The following is an 18,500-nucleotide window of genomic DNA, read 5'->3' as shown; positions in this document are numbered from 1 at the left end:
CACTTAAAACCCACTGATTTTTAATTGTTTAACTTGAAGTTCTTTGACATATTTGTAATCGCATTTTGTAAGTATCTCTCTTACAGGCGTTTTATCGAGTAGAGAAATGCTGAATATTTGTAATATTTCGTAGATTGGACGGTCAACTTTCAGTTTGTTTCCAATTATGGCGACTAAACAGTAAGCAATGATCCCACAATATATTTGGATCTTAACAGCATTCATTGAATTTCCCCAAAAGGATTTAATCTTTAAGTGTTGTTTCATCCATTTGAAAAATAGTTCAACTTCCCAGCGTTTCTTATACAACATGGCGATCTCTTTGGCTTCTAACTCGGTATTATTGGTTAAGAAAACAAGTTCATTTTTACTTTCCTGATCATAATACTTTATTCTGCGAAGTTTATCGGGATATTCCTTTTTCGAATAGTGTGTTTCTAGCTTTCCAACCTGATCATATTGTACTCCTTTTGTTTTGTCAACAACTCTGGAATATAGTCGCCTAAAACGCATATTTTCTTTGGCTCTTGTTACAAAATATGCGCCTTGAGAATGCAATCTATGCAAACGACGGAAGTCAATATATGCTTTATCAACCACATAAAAACTTCCAGCTTCAAATTGGATGAGATCAAGTATATTGACATCATGGACACTTGCTTTGGTGATATGTAAAAAGCTTGGGATGGATGTCTTCACATCATATAAGGTGTGAAGTTTTATGCCTCCCTTTGCCTTTCGGAACTCAGCCCACCAAAAACACTCAAACATAGATCAATAGTTGTGGAATCTAATGCATAAACGTTACCGTCTACCTTGACTTCGAAATCGGTTTTGTAGCAACTCCTTCTGGCCTGCTCAATTAAAACGTAAGCAAACTCTTCAAATATTCTATAACTGCGTTTTGCATTTGAAGTGCCTAGATTTCGTCGGGATACTGAAGGCCCAAATCCAAGGTGATAATATTTGGGTTGATGTGCTTCCAAACTAAGCATTAGATCACGCATACTGTCTCTTGAAGTTAGCTGTCCAAAGACCATGCAAAGCATCTGATTCCAACAAGTGAATGTTCTAACATACTTATTCCCTTCATGATTTTGAACAATCCGATCAAAAACCCTGCGGGGTAAAAAATCTGTAAGTTGTGCGAAGATAAATTACCTTGATTCATAGAATTTGCTTGTTTTGAAGCAAATATCTAACTATTCAATTCAAATCGTCACGCTATCAAAAAACGCTACAACTGCGATGTACAAAGAATTTCAAAGAACGTAACTTAATTTATAATGCCCACTAGTGATTTTCAAGTAGACATTATCCACACCCCTGGCCGTTTCCGCCGCAGCTATCGCCACATTTGCCTATATTGGTTTTCAGCACAGTTTTAAGTTTGGTGCCCTTGTACACTGCATCGAGTCCATTGTCAATGAGACCCGACATTTCCACAACGGCAATGCCAACTCTTTGCAATACCTCTACCGGTCTGGCTCCTACTCCATTTACCAGAATGTAAGAGCAGTCGTGCAGGGTTTTGGCCAGATGAATCCAGCGCAGGTCGCCATTGCCCTTGGCCGGGGTTTTGCGCTTTTCCACTAGAGTATACCCTGACACCTCTTGCGAATAGATAAGCATTTCGTCGGCCTCGCCTAAGTGTCGGTTTATAAGCAGGCCTTCGTAGCTTGCCACAGCCACATAAGGTTTCTTATCGGGCATAGCCACTGGCATGGCGGCACATTCGCTGATGAGTTTATAGGCTTCTGTATCGTCCTGGCCAAGCAATCCGGCCGCATCGGCCCTACAACGGGCGCAATGGGTCATAGGTTTGATGTAGGCGCTGATTTTTTTGGTAATCTCGTTCATAGCCTCGCGGGTGGGCGCAGGGAAGCCTTCCATGGCGCTGCCTTTAGCGGGAATCAGAGGAATACAGTTCATGGTAGAGGCTCCCAATTCGCCCAACTTTTCTGCTACTTCTTCTATTTCATGGTCATTCACACCCGGCACTACAATCGTATTCACCTTTACGGCAATACCTGCCTTTACCAGGGCAATTAATGCTTCAACTTGCTGCTCGAGCATAATAGCCGCAGCGGCTTCGCCACGGTACACTTTTTTCTTAAACTGTACCCATTGGTATATCTGAGTCAGGGTTTCTAACCTGAAACTGTTTATGGTGAGGGTTACATGAGTAACTCCCAGATCGGCAAGTTGATCGATATAAGGCAAAATATTAAGCCCGTTAGAGGAGAGACAGAAAATTTTATCAGGAAATTCCTTCCGTATCAGCTGAATGGCTTCGATGGTTCTTTCCGGCTCGGCAAATGCATCACCTGGACCGGCAATGCCAATGGTGGAGATATTGTTGATACGTGCCGATATCGAACGCAGGTAGTTCACCGATTGGTAGGGTGTAAGCACAGCACTGGTCACTCCAGGGCGGCTTTCGTTCACACAATCGTACTTGCGGTTACAATAGTTGCATTGCACATTGCATTTGGGCGCCACAGGAATATGTACACGTGCGTATTTGAGTTTGGCATCTTTGTTAAAGCAAGGATGCTTGGCGGTATTGCTTGTTTTAGTGTCCATGCTGTTCTGATTTTATCGGCATTGCTGCCTGTTTCGTTATCCCTTACATATATTTATATCCTACAGGAGAATGTGCCTGTGTATAATCAATTAAAGCATTGGCAATTGAATCGAAAAGCTGTTGTGTGCCTTCGTAACCCACATGCAAAAGTCGCTGACCTCCTACCCTGTCGTGAATGGGAAAACCAACCCTTACCAGAGGGATTTCCAACTCACGGGCTATGTAATAGGCTTTGCTGTTTCCAATCAGCAGGTCGGGACGAAGTTCCGCACATGCCGATTTAATATCTTCGAAGTCGTAATTCTCGTGCACATTTATTTCGTTGCGCAGCAGTATATTCTCAAGAAGCACTTTTTTTAAAATGCCGCTGTTGCCCCCGGTAGCACAAAGTACCGTTTCGATTCCTATTTCTTCGAGAAACGATACCATGGCCGCCACAAAGTCTTCTTCGCCATACACTACTGCCCGCTTTCCGAAGAGGTATTTGTGCCCATCGACATAGGCATCTACCAGACGGGCACGCTGCTTCTTGTATTTCTCAGGTGTTTTGCAGCCCGACAGATTCTCAAGAGCACTAAAAAAATAATCGGTTTCGTTTATGCCAATTGGTATTCCAAGATTCACCCTGGGTACAGAAAACTTCTGCTCGAGGTATTCTCCGGCTGAAACCGCCTTAAGATTGGTTTTATTCAAAATATACCCAAACTCTATTGTAGCCCTTGCTGAAGCAGTATTTCGAATCGATTCCAAGGGAGTACCACCCTTCGGAATTCGTTCGTACTCTCCTGTGTATCCATTGTCGAGTATTTCTGAATAATCGGAAAGCAGGTTCGTTTCAAAACCGAAAGAATCTGTAATTTCTTTGAGATGACGGATATCTGCCGGAGAAAGAAATCCTGGGAATAGGTTAATTCTGCTGTTTGTTTCGCTGCTGCAGGCAAAAGTTCTTACCAGGGCAAGAATGGCATTGTGAAAACCATCGGCATGAGTACCTGAATAGCTAGGTGTATTCACATACACTAGGCTGGGTAAATCCTTTGATGAGCTGTTTTCCAGTTTATACTTACCGATGAGTTTCTGCATGTCGTCGCCAATAGTTTCACTCAGGCAGGTTGTGGCTATGCCAATTATATCTGGTTTGTACTGACTTGTAATGTTTTTTAGGGCAGTAAACAAGTTATTTTCACCTCCAAAAATGGCCGACTCCTCAGTAAAATTTGTGGAGGCAATGTCAACCGGTTCTTTGTAATGGCTTATCAGGTAGCGGCGTATATAGGTAGAACAGCCTTGCGATCCGTGAATCAAGGGCACACAACCTTCGATTCCCTTAAAAGCAATGCTTGCACCAAGCGGGGTGCAAAGCTTGCATGCGTTGCGGGTGGCTGTATATGTTTTTTCTTTTACTTCGTTCATAACCTGGTTTTTTAGAGTGATTTGGTAGGGCGTGTAAATCTGAAAACAGGACTCATGGCCGTGGCATGTATTTCTTTGGCAAAATTCAGCATGCCTTCATAGCCTGCCAGAGCCAGTTTACGTTCGTGGTTGTGGTCGCAGAAGCCAAGGCCAAGTTTATAAGCAATGGGGCGTTCTTTTACGCCACCTATCAGGATATCTGCACCGGTTTGTTTTACCAATTGAGTTAATTCCAGCGGATTGGTATCATCGACGAGAATAGTCCCTTCGTCGCTTAATTCTTTCATTATTTTGTAATCTTCCTTGTTACCGGTTTGCGAACCTACCACTACGGTCTGCACCCCAATCATGCGTAAGGCCTTAATTAGCGAGATGGCCTTAAAGGCACCACCCACATATATAGCTGCCTTTTTGCCCTCCAGCTTTTTTCGGTATACTTCCAGCTGAGGAAGCAGATCGCCCACTTCGGAGCGTACAATTGAAGCCGCTTTTTCGAGCATGCTGTTGCTATTAAAGAAACGTGCAACTTCGTAAAGTGCATCCGACATATCTTCGATTCCGAAATACGAAACTTTGAGAGAGGGTATGCCATAGCGTTCTTTCATCTGAAGAGCCAGGTTACTCATCGAACCTGAACACTGCACCACATTAAGAGCCGCCTTATGAGCCTGACGTATATCGTCTACCCTTCCATCGCCGGTAATGCTGGCCACAATCTTAACACCCATGCGCTCGTAATAATCTTTCAATAAGTATAGCTCGCCGGCCAGGTTAAAATCGCCTATTATGTTGATACTTTCTGGCAATGTGCTTTCGTTGCCTTTGGTGCCAACGAGTTTCATTAGGGCATCGCAGGCCACCTTGTAGCCATCCTTTTTTGTTCCGGCAAAACCTGGTGCCTGCACGGGAATTACATCGATGCTTTTTTCCTGACTTACACGCCTGCAAATGGCTTCCACATCGTCACCAATAAGGCCTACAATGCAAGTGGAATAGACAAAAGCAGCCTTGGGTTGATAGGTATCAATTAACTCGACAAGCGACTTGTACAATACCTTTTCACCTCCAAAAATGACCTGATTCTCTTTCAGGTCGGTCGAAAAACTCATACGATGCAACTCAGGGCCCGAAGAGAGGGCACCACGAATATCCCAGGTGTAGGCTGCACAGCCCACTGGACCATGAATTAAGTGAAGTGCATCGGCAATGGGGTACAATACCACCCTCGAACCACAAAATACGCATGCCCTCTGACTTACCGATCCAGCCACACTGGCTTTGTTACAAGCAAGCTCCTTGTCATCCTTTCCCTTGGTTATAACCTGATCTTCGCGTGCTTTAAGTATTGCTTTCATGGCCTTCTGATTAAGTTTGCCTCTATATTATCTTTTCCATTTCTTCTCTTTAAAAATCTGCCCGGCAACTCGTGCCGGGCAGGGCACAGCTTGTGTGCATCTGGTCAATCAACCTAGATTGTTTCCCAGAATCTATCAGAGAACAGGGGGATTGCAATTGTTACATCGTAAGCTCAAAGGATGATTCCACTGATTCAGCATCCTGCTTATCCATAAAGAGACTCAGCATTTTTTCCACTATTCGCATACCGCCCAGATAACCAACAGTAGGAAAGTATGAATGACCTACCCTGTCCATTATCGGGAATCCCATACGCAAAAAGGGTAAATTCTCATCGCGTGCAATGTACTTTCCATAAGTGTTGCCGATCAGTAAATCAACCGGTTCGTTCTTTATCCACTGGTGCAGAAGAAAAGTATCAGCTACCTCACCATTTTTGAATTTAGCTTCTGGTAATTTTACAGAAAGTAGATTTTCAAGGCGCTGCGCCATCTTTTTTCCTGGAGTTCCGGATACAATATAAACCGGTTTCATGTCCATATCGAGCAAAAACTCAGTCAATGGAATCAATTGATCAGGATCGCCAAAAAGGGCAACACGTTTTCCGGCAAGATACTGATGCATGTCGGCAATCATATCTACCAGTCGACCGCGTTCTGCAGTAATACTGTCAGGTATGGTTACTTCAGCCAATTTCGAAAGCGTTGAAATAAAACGATCGGTAGCCCGTATTCCAATAGGCAGATCGGTTAGCTCGAAAGGCACTTTGCATTTATTTTCCATTTTAATGGCTGCAGCTTTGGTAGCAAACTCGCCAAAGGCTAAGGTAGCCTTGCTACTACCAGAGGCAATTAAATCGGTGATGCTGGTGCCTCCCTTGGGGTACATGTTAAACTTACCGGTCATGGGTGCATCCACCACATCCGATGTATCCGGGAAAAGAATGTATTTGGCTTTCATTGCTTCTGCAATCCTTTTCACCTCGCGCATATCAGAGGGTTCAACCCAACCAGAGATGAGGTTGATGCGATCGGCCTTTTTACCATTCGATTCGGCAAAATAATCCACCATTCCGGCCACCATATTGGAATATCCTGTTACATGCGAACCCACATAGCTGGGGGTATTACAATGAATTACATGTTTACCAAGGGGTACTTTCCCTTCATCTTTTGCTTTCTCAATAATCTGCTTCAGGTCGTCGCCAATGGTTTCGCTCAAACAGGTAGAATGAACAGCAATGACCTGTGGGTCGTAGATGCTAAAGATGTTATCGATAGCTTGTATCAGGTTTGCCTGGCCGCCAAACACCGACGATCCTTCGGTAAAGGAACTGGTAGCAGCCATTATTGGCTCTTTATAATGGCGGGTAAGTGCAGTTCGGTGGTAAGAGCAACAGCCTTGCGAACCATGACTATGCGGAAGACATCCGTGAATGCCAAGCGCCGCATACATGGCCCCTACCGGCTGGCAGGTCTTTGCCGGGTTGATGGTTAGAGCGCTACGCTCTATCATTTCAGCAGGTGTATGTCTGAGTAACATATTTTTAATTTTTAAGTGATGATTATGAAGGTGTGAATAGGGGCAGGAGCTTTTATTGCTTAACCTGCCCGAATCTGACCCTAATCTGTTTAATATTCCACATCAGCCATAGTGGCAACAATCTCGGGCTGGTTAATCCATGGTGGAAGGGCTAGTTTCCAAATGGTTTGATTTACCATGCGGTCTATCTCCTTGTAAAAATTCATGGCTCCTTTAAACCCGGCATAAGGTCCGCCATAATCGTAGCTGTGCAATTGCTTAAGCGGAATACCGTATTTTTGCACCACATATTTTTCTTTAATGCCGGCACCAACAATGTCGGGTTTATAGAACTCGATCAGCTTTTCGGTTTCGTAGTGCGAGATATCATCGATAATCAGGCTGTTTTTTTCCATATCGGTCATCATACCTTCGTAGTTTTCGAACTGATAGCCTTTGCTCATCAGCAACACTTTTTTGTTGGCGAGATCCTGACGCCATTTCTTGTCGTCTTTCACCACATCAAGTTCTTCGATGTTGCGGCTGTCGGCATCGACCTTGATGTCGGGGAGAACCTTACGGCCCTCATAGTCGTCGCGGTGTCCGAACTCATAACCAGCCGATACGGTGCGCATTCCAATTTCGTTGAATAACTCCTGGTAGTGATGAGCCCGCGAACCGCCCACAAACATCATGGCCAGTTTTCCTTCTGTGCGCGGTTTCACGTCGGCAATAATTTTTTTCACCTCTTTCATTTCGCGCTTGATGATCATTTCAGCTTTTTCCATCAGCTCCGGATCTTCGAAATATTCGGCTAATTTGCGCAGCGATTTGGCTGTGGCCTCTGCGCCAATGAAATTAACCTTCATCCAGGGTATACCGTATTTCTTTTCCATCATCTCGGCAATGTAGTTGATAGAGCGGTGGCACATTACCATGTTCAGGTCGGCAGTGTGGCTATTCTCGAATTGGTGTATCGAAGAGTTTCCGCTATAAGTTGAAACAAGCGTGATGCCCATTTCTTCGAAATACTTCTCGATGACAAAAGAATCGCCGCCAATGTTGTACTCGCCTAAAAGGTTCACTTTGTATTTGCCACCTTTATCCTCGTCGTTGAGGCCCACCACATGTTTAAATATTCCGTTGTTGGCAATGTGGTGTCCGGCCGATTGGCTTACTCCTTTATAGCCTTCGCAACTGAATCCAAACACATTGATACCTAATTCTTCTTTCATGGCCCGTGCTACCTGGTGCACGTCGTCACCGATGAGTCCCACAGGACAAGTAGAGAAAATGGCAATGGCGTGAGGCTTAAACAAGGCATAAGCCTCGCGAATAGCTTGTTCCAGTTTCTTTTCGCCACCGAACACAATGTTAGAGTCCTGCATATCGGTAGAAAAGCAGTAATTCATGTAGTTTTCGCCCTCGGGTCCCGGATCGGTTTGGTTGCGCCTGGTAAGCCATGCATAGAATGAACATCCTATTGGACCGTGCACAATGTTTACAATATCGCGGGTAGGGCCCAGTACCACACCCTTGCATCCTGCATAACAACAACCCCTTTGGGTAATAATACCGGGAATGGTTCGGATATTCGACTGAATTTCCTGCTCTTCCATAGGGTCGTTGATAACAATGGACTTGGATCTTTTCTTAGCCACCTTGTTCGGGTAGTGCGCCAGCATTTCGGCTTTTAGTTCCGAAGGATCTGGCAATGCTGTTTTATTGATAGTTTTCGACATAACAATTCGTTTTTAGTTAATCCAGAACACTGTCGCCACCTACACCTGTTCGCACACTGTATGCTTCGTTGGCAGGCATTACAAATATTTTTCCGTCTCCCGGCTGACCGGTACGATTGGAACTGATAATGGTATTGACCACCGTTTTTACTTTGGCATCGGGTACCACAATGGTTAGCAGACGCTGAGGACGCAGCCTGGGCTCGGGCCCCAGCAGAGCCAAAGCTTCGGGCTGATCTTTACGGGCACCCTCCATCACCTTGGCATCCCATTTTCCCTTACCCCGGCCAAAAACCCTTCCGGTAGCAGTAAAAGAGGGCACTCCGGCATCGGACAATGCCTGCTTGGTTTCGTTCATCGTGTCGATGCGCAAAATGGCTATAATGGTTTTCATAATTGTTTGTTTTTAAAGTGGTACATTATAGCTCCTTGGCAGCACGGCTAATGGTATAAGCCTCCTCTACCGGTGATACGAATATTTTTCCATCGCCAAAAGCACCCTTTTCACCGGTGCGGGCCGATTCTATGATGGTATTCACGGCAAAATCCTTGTCATCGTCATTAATTACCAGCATAAGCAGGTCTTTGGGAAGCTCGTCATAGGTAATATCGCCTACTTTAATTCCGCGTTGTTTTCCACGACCTACTACAGGAATCTTTGTTACCGCTACGTAACCTGCCTCGAAAAGGGCTTTCATTACTTTAGCTGACCTTTCCGGCCTTACAATGGCTCTAATCAATTGCATAGTTTATGTTTTTAAGTTGATTGATTGAATGAGTGAATGAGTGAATGAATGAATGAATGAATGAATGGTTTTGCACATTAGTTCAGAATACCAAAATCAAGTAACAACTTCTCCAGCTCATTAATCTCGAGCGGTTTGGGTATTACAAACATTTTATTTTCATCGATCTTCTTAGCCAGAGCCCTGTATTCATCAGCTTGTTTATGCGCCGGATCGTAATCGATCACAGTTTTACGGTTTATTTCTGCACGCTGTACCATGTTGTCGCGCGGAACAAAGTGTATCATCTGGGTGCCCAGTTTTTTAGCAAGCTCCTCAATCATAGCCTGTTCGTTATCGACCAAACGGCTATTGCAGATTAATCCTCCAAGACGCACACCTCCTGCTTCAGCGAATTTTACAATACCTTTGCAAATGTTGTTAGCCGCATACATGGCCATCATTTCGCCCGATACAACTATGTAAATTTCCTGTGCCTTGCCATCGCGAATGGGCATAGCGAAACCACCACAAACCACATCACCTAGTACATCGTAAAAAGCATAGTCGAGCTTTTTATCTGCTTCGTATGCACCCAATTGTTCAAGTAAGTTAATGGAGGTGATAATACCACGACCCGCGCAGCCTACTCCCGGTTCAGGACCACCTGATTCGGTACAACTTACATTTCCATAGCCTATCTTCATAATATCATCCAGCTCAACGTCTTCCCCTTCTTCTCGTAAAGTATCGAGTACCGTTTTTTGGGCCAGACCACCCAGCAGCAACCGGGTTGAATCGGCTTTCGGATCGCATCCTACAACCATTACTTTTTTTCCCATCTCGGCTAATCCTGCCACAGTATTTTGAGTGGTGGTCGACTTACCGATTCCTCCTTTTCCGTAAATAGCAATTTTTCTCATGACTTTATATTTATTGGTTACCTGACCTGCCACATTCAGTTATTATGCCACAACGCAAGCTGGCTATTATAATACAATCAGAAGATTCATTCTATACTTCTGATATTTAAACACTTGATAAATTATGTCTGAATCATTCAACTTTGGCACACCCAAAATTTGGTTTACATAAATGTAAAAATCAGGCAGTTTGCTTACAAAAGGGTAAAAAACTAAAAATGGAGCCAATGCATATTATTTGTAAAGACATAATCTATTCTATTTCTGCATGTTAATAAGAATTGACTTTTCTATATAACAATAATATTTTCAATTTGAAAGATTTTTTTATGTTTTTAGGGGTATTTTTACATTTTTTATTCTCTTTAATGTACAATTAACATTTTGTAAGGGGGTATTTGCATTTTTTTAATATTTTTGTGAAGTATTTTATACTTTTTAAAGGGGGATACCATTATGATTGGTCATTTTTGCGAGAGAACTGGAAAACCTTGTTACAGCGATTCGGAATTGCCTCTGCTTTTTGAGATTAGCCAGCTCATGAACAAAAGTCAATTCCTGAAAGATGCCATGAACCCCATTATGGAACTGATTGCCCGCTACCTGGGCGCTGAGCGTTCGCTCCTGTCGATTTTAAACCGTGAGGTTTCCAATATATTTATAGAGGCAGCTCATGGCATTACTCCTGAAGAAAAGAAAATGGGCCGCTACCTGATAGGCGAAGGAATTACAGGCGAAGTAGTGAAGACGGGAAAAGCGGTTTACATTGAAAAGATTACCGAAGCACGAGGATTTGTAAATAAAACAGGTATTAAACTTAAAACAAACAAAAAAGAGGATATCTCTTTTGTCTGCGTGCCCATCTGTGCCGACAACGAAATATTAGGTACCTTAAGCATTACCAGGGTTTATGACGACCGCATTTTAAAGGAAGAATTGATCCGTACGCTGAGCGTAATTGGTTCTATGATTGCACAGGCAGTGCAAACCCGTCAGGATCGAATGGAAGAAATTGAACGACTCAGGAACGAAAACAGGGAACTGCAGGATCAGCTTAAAAATCAATTTCTGGACGAAAACATTGTGGGCAATTCTTCCAAAATGCGTGAGTTGTTTCTGCAAATCCAACAAGTGGCAAAAACTCAAGCTACCGTGATGGTAAGGGGCGAAAGTGGAGTAGGAAAAGAACTTATTGCCCAGGCCATTCATTTTGGAAGCGAACGTAAACACAAACCCTTAATAAAAGTAAACTGTTCGGCACTGCCCGAAAGCCTAATCGAAAGCGAATTGTTTGGCTATGAGAAAGGAGCATTTACAGGAGCCGACAGCCAAAAAAAAGGACGTTTTGAACTGGCCGAAGGCGGATCGATTTTTCTTGACGAAATAGGAGAACTGCCCCAACAAATACAGGTAAAACTTTTACGGGTAATACAAGAAAGAGAATTTGAGCGACTTGGAGGTACGAAAACAATATCCAGTAATGTTCGGGTAATTGCAGCCACCAACCGCAACCTCGAAGAAGCCATCAAAGACGGAAGTTTCCGCGAAGACCTTTATTATCGTTTGAATGTTTTTCCTATTTATGTACCTGCACTGCGCGAGCGCTTAAATGATATACCATTATTGGTCGATCATTTTATTGCCAAAGCAAACAAAAAGAATGGAACCGATATTATCCGTATTTCCTCTTCAGCTATTGAAATGCTTATGATTTATCACTGGCCGGGCAATATACGTGAGCTGGAGAACTGCATCGAACGGGCTGCCATTCTTAGCACCGATAGAGTTATCCGCCCCATTAACCTTCCTCCAACCCTGCAAACTGCCCAATCGTCAGGCACACCCTATAGGGGTACTCTGCAAGCGATCGTAGAAAAAGTAGAAAAACAACTTATTATCGACACCCTTACCAACCTGCGGGGAAACGTATTTCAATCGGCCCAGGATTTGGGAATTTCTAACCGTAAACTTGGTCTGCGGATTGAAAAATACGGTATTGAAGTCGGTAAGTATAAGTTTAAGTAAGACGGTAAACATTTCAGACTTCCTTTTTTTTTGAGATTGATTCTATGCTTGTGGTATCAAGTATTAAACTTTTATGCTTACCGTATGTTTAATACTCAGTTTCATTTTTAAATCCATTAAAAAAACCACATTCTAAACCTTCAAAACATGAAACAAAAAATTCTAATGGTTCTATCCATTCTCTTTGGACTAATGTTTATAAATGCTGGATTAAACAAGTTTTTTAATTACAGTCCTATGCCGGAAACTATGCCGGAAGAGTTGATGAATCTAATGTCTGCTTTTATGACCATCGGATGGCTCATGCCGCTTGTGGCAGTAGCAGAAATTTCAGGCGGTATTCTTTTTATGTTCAGAAAATTCAGAGCTCTGGGAGCCGTAATTATTTTGCCGGTAACAATTGGAATACTTTTAACACATCTTCTTCAGGAACCATCGGGTTTGCCTATTGCCATTGTATTAATGGCCATTAACCTTTGGGTAATTTTTGAAAACTGGCAGAAGTATTTGCCAATGATAAAATAGAAACGGGCTGTAAATTTTGGGTACAATTCTTCCGTTCTAAAAGGCTTCCTATAATGATTTATTTTATTGCCAAGGTTGCTTCTTCTAGTTGCGCAAAATACAAATCCCAGAAAACAGGTACACTCTCAGAAGATAAGCGGTTGGGGGAGTTTTGCATAAAAACAATTCCTGTATTCAGTTCGGGACAAAACGATATTTCGGCCCTGTAACCTTTTACATACCCTCCGTGGTAAATAATATTGTATCCCTTGTATTTATAAATACGCCAGCCAAGGCTGTAATATTTTGCTTCAATGCCTTTCCATCTGGCAGTGTAATGGCGTTTTAAGGGGGTTTCGATGGCTGGGGTAGAAATTGCACGCTGTACATTTGAATCGATTACCGAAGGGTAGCACCCAAGCAGGGCTTTCAGCCAGATAGACATGTCGGAGATGCTGGCATTTACTCCTGCAGCCGGAACAGTATTGTAATAGCGGTTGTTTGGTTCCAGAGTTTTTACTGCCTTTCCTTCGCCCGAATGAGGCATGGCAAAATTTCCGCAATTGATCATGGTTTCAAAATCGGTAGAAGCATTGACCATTCCCAAAGGTTCAAATATTTTTTGGTCGAGCATTTCGGCATAAGTCTGATCGTAATTTACCCGCAAAATGGTATCGATCAGGCTGTAAATAGCATTTTGGTAACTATAGGTCTCACCGGGTTTTCCTGCTACTTCAACCTCACTGAACCTGCTGATAATTTCGTGCATGGAAGCGTCGGTTTCAATCAGATTATCGAAAGCATGCGAAGCAAGTCCGGTAGATTGATTCAATGTATGTTTAATTGTAAGCACGTTTGTAAAAGATGCTTGTCTGAAACGCAATCCAGGCAGGTAATTAGTTAACTTGGAGTCGAGGTCTATCATATGTTCATTTTCGAGCTTTGCAGCCAGTACCCCTGCAAAACCCTTTGATACAGATGCCAGCCTGAAAACAGTGTGAATATCCACCGAGTCGGTTGTTCCGGCTTGCTTCACTCCGTAGGTTTTCATAAAATCAACCTTGTCGCCAATCACAATGGCCAGGGCAGCACCCACATTGTTGGTGGTATCCATTTCAGCCTCGATAAAAGACAAATATTGTTCGAAAAGATTACTATGTGCTTCAGGAATCTCAAAGGGTGATGGTGGATCAATGATGTCTTCAGGTATCGGTTCTTTCCTAAATGAACCCGAAATCAGGGTAAGTGAAATAACAACCAGCACAAAAGTGAGTGTATATTTTAATGGCTTCATGAATATCCCTAAATCAGTGTACTTTTCGCAAAAATAATAAGCTTTTACTCTTATTACAGGAATTGGTTTCAAAGTTATTCACTATTTCTGCTCTGTTATAATTGATTTTTGAACACAGAATAACCTTAAATATTTGAATTTAAATTATTTACATGCTTTTCAATTGGGTAAGATTGAATAATAAAAAAACAAGTTTCCTGGCTTTTATTGTAAAATCACCATTTTGAATATTTTTCTTTGAAAGGTTCAACGAGAACACGAAGCATTATCTTTGCCGAAAATTATTGAATGAGTGCAACAAGAATTACATTGATACGTCATGGCGAAACAGAATGGAACCGGGCCATGCAATTGCAGGGGCATCAGGATAGCCCGCTAACCGAAAACGGTATCCGGCAGGCCGAACTCCTGGCCGAGACCCTAAAGGGTAAATCTTTCGATGCGCTTTTATCAAGCGACCTGGAAAGAGCCAGACGCACAGCACAAATAATCAATAAACACCTGCAATTAACTCATTCGGAAAATAAAAGTCTGCGCGAACGTTCATTTGGCAAGGTAGAAAGCCTTACCCTCGATGAAATAATGCTGAAGTACCCCGAAGTATTTCAGGCTTACTTAGACCGTAACCTTTATTTTGAAATACCGGGGGGAGAGAGTTTGTTTCAGTTTAATCAGCGGGTAATTGAAGGGATCCAGGAGCTTGCAAAGCAATTTCGGGGAAAGCATTTGCTGGTAGTGGCCCACGGCGGTGTGCTGGACTGTGTAATTCGTAAAATATTCCGGTTTCCGGTCGACAGCGAACGGTGCTTTTCGGTGTACAACACCTCTGTAAATACAATTTCTGTAAATGATGATCTCTGGAAACTCGAAGAATGGGGCAACACCTGCCATTTGAACCATACCCCTGTTTTAAACGAAATTCGATAGACAAAATTACTTTTCGGAGAAGCTGGATTCATTTATCCCGATACGCTCTGCTAACAGGATTAGTTCAACTTACAAATTCCAAGTTTTGCAGGCAAAACATGGAATTTGAGTTTCACTAAAAAAAAACAGCGGGCCTGTAAGCCGGATTCTGTATCCCGATAAATCGGGATTTCTGCCATTTATCTGCGCGATCTACCCCTCCCGGAGAATCCATCGCGGGCCGCAATGGTTCAGGAAACCTGAAACCGGGATATACATGATCTTGCAACCCATAAGGCGGACAGCTTGCAGTGTTGCCACCACAACTGGTGGGCTCTTACCCCACCTTCTCACCCTCACCGGCCTTTTTGCAGGTATCGGCTCGCGATCCCGTAAAAATATAGCCGGCAGTTATTTTCTTCTCCGCTTCTGTACCCTCACGAACACCTCTTTTTCAAGAGTATGGTGCCCTTTGTTGTCCGGACTTTCCTCCCCGGCATAACCATAGCCATGCCGAAGCGGCAGAACGGCCTGCTGCGGCTTCAAAGTTACGAGAATTCATGAATATACAAGAGAATGAAAACAGAAGAATGCAGAGTTTAAACTGAAGGCCGGTTACTGTTCAATTATATGTTTTCTTTGATTTTATTTACCAGACGAACTTGTCCAATCTCGATTTCTTTGTCGACTGCTTTACACATGTCATAAATGGTTAACAAGGCTATGTTTACTGCTACAAGTGCTTCCATTTCCACTCCGGTTTGACCCTTGCACACGACCATTGCATTAGCTTGCACACCATCTTTTTCCACCTTCAGGTTTACTTCAATATGGCTCAACAAAAGAGGATGACACAGAGGAATTAAAGCCGAAGTCTGCTTGGCAGCTTGTATGCCGGCTATTTGGGCAACAGTAAGCACATCGCCCTTTTTGATGGAATTTTCTGCAATCAGGCTAAGGGTTTCAGATTTTAAATTAATTTTTCCCTCGGCCCAGGCAGTGCGTTTCTGAACGTCTTTTTCCCCTACATCCACCATGTTGGCTTTTCCGGATGCATCGACATGACTTAGATTTTTATTCATACTCCTATAAGTAAATTCAGATTAAAAGCACAGATGTATAAGCACCAGGTTCAATCATTTCCTGTCCAATTGCAAAGGTTCCAAAGCCATCGGCATGAGCCAGGGCTACAATGTGTGCCGATCCATGAAATTCGAGCACTTGTGCCATACCCTCTGACAAACGAACCGGAAAAAACTGCAGACGCTCGGCTTTCTTTCTGCTTACAGCGGTATCCAACGTCATTTTTACCCAGGGCAACTCGTAGGCATGACCCATTAAACGATAAAGCAAAGGTTTTGCAAGTAGTTCGAATTGCAGAAATGATGAAACCGGGTTACCCGATAAACCAAAACAATATTTATGGTCTTTTTGTGCAAATACAATAGGTTTACCAGGTTGAATGGCGATTTTATTTACTAGAATACGAAAACCTAACTTTTCGAGAACCTGCGGCACATAGTCTTTATCGCCCATGGATACCCCTCCAGTTAAAAGAAGCACATCGCAAGTATTAAGTGCTTTAGAAATGGCCAACTCCAATGCCGTTTCCGTATCTCTCACAATACCTAAATACTCAGCCTGTATTTCAATTTTGAGCACTTGCGCCTGAATATTATAGGCATTGCTATTGCGAATCTGAGCCTTATCAGGCTGTTGATGCGCCTCCACCAACTCATCGCCAGTGGCAAGTATGGCTACGCGCGGCCTTTTTGCTACTTTAAGTGAAGTTAAACCCACAGAAGCAGCTGCTGCCAGCGATGCAGGATTCAGCCGATGACCACTTTCAAGTATTTTCTCTCCCGCTTTGATGTCTTCGCCCCGGTAACAGATATTCGATTTGGTATTTTTACCAGTAAATTCTATGGTTTGTGCATCAAGATTCCGGGTGTGTTCGACCATGAGTACACAATCGGCTCCGGCAGGCACAGGGGCACCTGTCATAATACGCACACATTGCCCTTTTTGAACCATGCTGGCATAAACCGTACCTGCAGGTACATAATCAATCACTTTCAGTGGCATGTGTATATCCTCGAGCCGACAGGCATAACCATCCATAGCCGATTTATCAAAAGCTGGCATATCGGCATCTGCATACACATCCTGTAGAAGAATACGGCCTAAAGCCTGATGAAGTCTTACCTTGTCAGTTGTGTCCAATGGAGGAAGCACATCTATTATCTTAAGCGCCTCTTCGAGTGATATCATAGAATCTTATCCAAAAAAATCTTCACTGTTTCATTTTACCATCGACCATTTACCTTCTTGGACCTGTAATTCATCCATGGACATGTCGAAACCATTGGTTGTAAAAGTAACAATTCTGTCAGCAAGAGCGAACATTTTCTCGTCGTCGAGCGAACAAATTCTGCAGCTAAGCTGACGAAGTACCAGAAATAAGCCCGGTTTTACGAATTCGCGCACCCCGGCCGATTCGCAAACTACCAAAGCCCCGGGTTCAATTCTCCCGAGGAAAGAATTTAGGCCTTTATGGAAACCGTTCTTTTGTGCTTGCAGGAAGAAAGCCTCGCTGGCACCTGCCATCAACATGCGGGCGGTATCTTTATTGCTGGCCGTTTCTGTTTCGCGAAACAACTGAAAACCAATTCCCTCTTCCAATAACTTGGCAGAACCAGTGTTGGTATGCATATGCGGACTGACTTTTAAAGCTACAAGCGAATGCCGACGGCTAAAACCGGAAATAATTTTACAGGCCAGGGTGGTTTTACCTACATTCTGTTGCTGCCCTGCCAGCATAAGAAAATTGGGCAAAGAAAACAACTCATTCGACATCGTCGGGTGTATTTACATTTTTAAAAAGGTACAATGGATTGGCATTCCAATTTTCGGGAACATTGAAATAATAGGTATTGCATGTTTTCAACAAATCCTGGAGTTTGTAATTTCCTTGTTCTATTTGCCTTACGAGACTGGGCAATACACTCCTCGAATACAGACCAAACAAGGGTTCGCAGCGATTTTGTGAATGAACAGGCACTATGATTTCAGCATTGTCTTGATGGAGAAGAATCTCCTTCGCAAGTGCCGAAGGCAGATGAGGCACATCGCACGAAAGAAAAAAATATCTTTTGGCAGGTAGGCTGTGCATCACAGAAAACATCCCTCCCATCGGGCCACAGGAAGGAACCAGGTCGGCAATTGTTTGGTAACCAAACTGGAGGTAATCAACATTAGTAGTGCTAATGACTATCTCTTCGCATAAGGGATGTAACAAATCAATAGCATATTTCACCAAAGGTTTCCCCCTGAATTCAACGAGTCCCTTGTCGGTGCCCATGCGTGAACTCTTGCCGCCGGCCAGTATTACACCCAAAATTTCCATAGCATGAAGTTAAGGTTTTTTGTGTGAAGTGGGCAGCCCCGGAAAAAGTGATAAAAAGACTGAAAAAGAAGAGTTGCTTCCTAGTTTTTTTGTACTTA

General features: G+C 43.2%; 16 protein-coding genes, 1 other RNA gene and 1 pseudogene. 3 read left to right on the top strand and 15 right to left on the bottom strand.

What is annotated here, in order from left to right; all coding sequences use genetic code 11:
* Positions 1–3 precede the first annotated feature (3 nt).
* From IPM71_15010 to nifH, 9 genes and pseudogenes are all read right to left on the bottom strand, one after another.
* A pseudogene (locus IPM71_15010) lies at positions 4–1,154 on the bottom strand (IS4 family transposase).
* Between the two features lie 160 nt (positions 1,155–1,314).
* Positions 1,315–2,586 carry a radical SAM protein gene (locus tag IPM71_15005; GenBank protein QQS50872.1) on the bottom strand — a complete coding sequence of 424 codons (1,272 nt, stop codon included), beginning with the start codon at positions 2,584–2,586 and terminating at the stop codon, positions 1,315–1,317.
* A 43-nt stretch (positions 2,587–2,629) separates the two neighbouring features.
* Positions 2,630–4,000 (bottom strand): nitrogenase, encoded by a 1,371-nt coding sequence (locus tag IPM71_15000; GenBank protein QQS50871.1) that lies wholly within the window; start codon positions 3,998–4,000, stop codon positions 2,630–2,632.
* Positions 4,001–4,011: 11 nt separating this feature from the next.
* The gene (gene nifE, locus IPM71_14995) at positions 4,012–5,355 is read right to left on the bottom strand and encodes a nitrogenase iron-molybdenum cofactor biosynthesis protein NifE (GenBank protein QQS50870.1); all 1,344 of its coding nucleotides are present in this window, start codon (positions 5,353–5,355) and stop codon (positions 4,012–4,014) included.
* 160 nt (positions 5,356–5,515) lie between these two features.
* Positions 5,516–6,898 carry a nitrogenase molybdenum-iron protein subunit beta gene (nifK, locus tag IPM71_14990; GenBank protein ID QQS50869.1) on the bottom strand — a complete coding sequence of 461 codons (1,383 nt, stop codon included), beginning with the start codon at positions 6,896–6,898 and terminating at the stop codon, positions 5,516–5,518.
* 89 nt (positions 6,899–6,987) lie between these two features.
* Positions 6,988–8,619: a nitrogenase molybdenum-iron protein alpha chain gene (gene nifD / locus IPM71_14985; GenBank protein QQS50868.1), complete on the bottom strand. Its 1,632-nt coding sequence runs from the start codon at positions 8,617–8,619 to the stop codon at positions 6,988–6,990.
* A gap of 16 nt (positions 8,620–8,635) precedes the next feature.
* Positions 8,636–9,013 (bottom strand): P-II family nitrogen regulator, encoded by a 378-nt coding sequence (locus tag IPM71_14980; protein ID QQS50867.1) that lies wholly within the window; start codon positions 9,011–9,013, stop codon positions 8,636–8,638.
* A 25-nt stretch (positions 9,014–9,038) separates the two neighbouring features.
* Complete coding sequence (locus tag IPM71_14975; protein ID QQS50866.1) at positions 9,039–9,365, bottom strand: P-II family nitrogen regulator; 327 nt, start codon at positions 9,363–9,365, stop codon at positions 9,039–9,041.
* 77 nt (positions 9,366–9,442) lie between these two features.
* The gene (gene nifH / locus IPM71_14970; protein QQS50865.1) at positions 9,443–10,267 is read right to left on the bottom strand and encodes a nitrogenase iron protein; all 825 of its coding nucleotides are present in this window, start codon (positions 10,265–10,267) and stop codon (positions 9,443–9,445) included.
* Between the two features lie 456 nt (positions 10,268–10,723).
* Here nifH and IPM71_14965 point away from each other — a divergent pair, with 456 nt between their 5' ends.
* Together IPM71_14965 and IPM71_14960 are read left to right on the top strand one after the other, a co-directional pair.
* Complete coding sequence (locus IPM71_14965; GenBank protein QQS50864.1) at positions 10,724–12,292, top strand: sigma 54-interacting transcriptional regulator; 1,569 nt, start codon at positions 10,724–10,726, stop codon at positions 12,290–12,292.
* 147 nt (positions 12,293–12,439) lie between these two features.
* The gene (locus tag IPM71_14960) at positions 12,440–12,817 is read left to right on the top strand and encodes a DoxX family protein (GenBank protein ID QQS50863.1); all 378 of its coding nucleotides are present in this window, start codon (positions 12,440–12,442) and stop codon (positions 12,815–12,817) included.
* A 58-nt stretch (positions 12,818–12,875) separates the two neighbouring features.
* Here the strand turns inward: IPM71_14960 and IPM71_14955 are convergent, their stop codons facing one another.
* Positions 12,876–14,090, bottom strand: coding sequence for a beta-lactamase family protein (locus IPM71_14955; protein ID QQS50862.1), 1,215 nt, complete (start codon positions 14,088–14,090; stop codon positions 12,876–12,878).
* Positions 14,091–14,378: 288 nt separating this feature from the next.
* On the opposite strand from IPM71_14955, the gene IPM71_14950 reads away from it, so the two are divergent.
* Positions 14,379–15,017 carry a histidine phosphatase family protein gene (locus IPM71_14950; GenBank protein QQS50861.1) on the top strand — a complete coding sequence of 213 codons (639 nt, stop codon included), beginning with the start codon at positions 14,379–14,381 and terminating at the stop codon, positions 15,015–15,017.
* 121 nt (positions 15,018–15,138) lie between these two features.
* On the opposite strand, the gene rnpB is transcribed toward IPM71_14950, so the two are convergent.
* The 5 genes from rnpB to IPM71_14925 all read right to left on the bottom strand — a co-directional run bounded on the left by rnpB (position 15,139) and on the right by IPM71_14925 (position 18,402).
* Positions 15,139–15,534: RNase P RNA component class A (gene rnpB / locus IPM71_14945), an RNA gene on the bottom strand.
* A gap of 88 nt (positions 15,535–15,622) precedes the next feature.
* Positions 15,623–16,078, bottom strand: a complete 456-nt coding sequence (moaC, locus tag IPM71_14940) for a cyclic pyranopterin monophosphate synthase MoaC (protein ID QQS50860.1) — start codon at positions 16,076–16,078, stop codon at positions 15,623–15,625.
* Between the two features lie 16 nt (positions 16,079–16,094).
* Positions 16,095–17,267, bottom strand: coding sequence for a molybdopterin molybdotransferase MoeA (locus IPM71_14935; protein QQS50859.1), 1,173 nt, complete (start codon positions 17,265–17,267; stop codon positions 16,095–16,097).
* Between the two features lie 30 nt (positions 17,268–17,297).
* Entirely contained in the window at positions 17,298–17,852 is a 555-nt protein-coding gene (locus IPM71_14930; GenBank protein ID QQS50858.1) for a hypothetical protein, read from the bottom strand.
* A complete protein-coding gene (locus IPM71_14925; GenBank protein ID QQS50857.1) occupies positions 17,842–18,402 on the bottom strand; it encodes a molybdenum cofactor guanylyltransferase in 561 nt (186 codons plus the stop codon). Before IPM71_14925 ends, IPM71_14930 begins: the two co-directional genes overlap by 11 nt.
* Positions 18,403–18,500 lie beyond the last annotated feature (98 nt).

The organism is Bacteroidota bacterium (assembly GCA_016699695.1).
Lineage (GTDB): Bacteria > Bacteroidota > Bacteroidia > Bacteroidales > UBA10428 > UBA10428.
The sequence above is the reverse complement of the archived record's forward strand: the minus strand, read 5'-3'. Positions and strand labels throughout refer to the sequence as shown.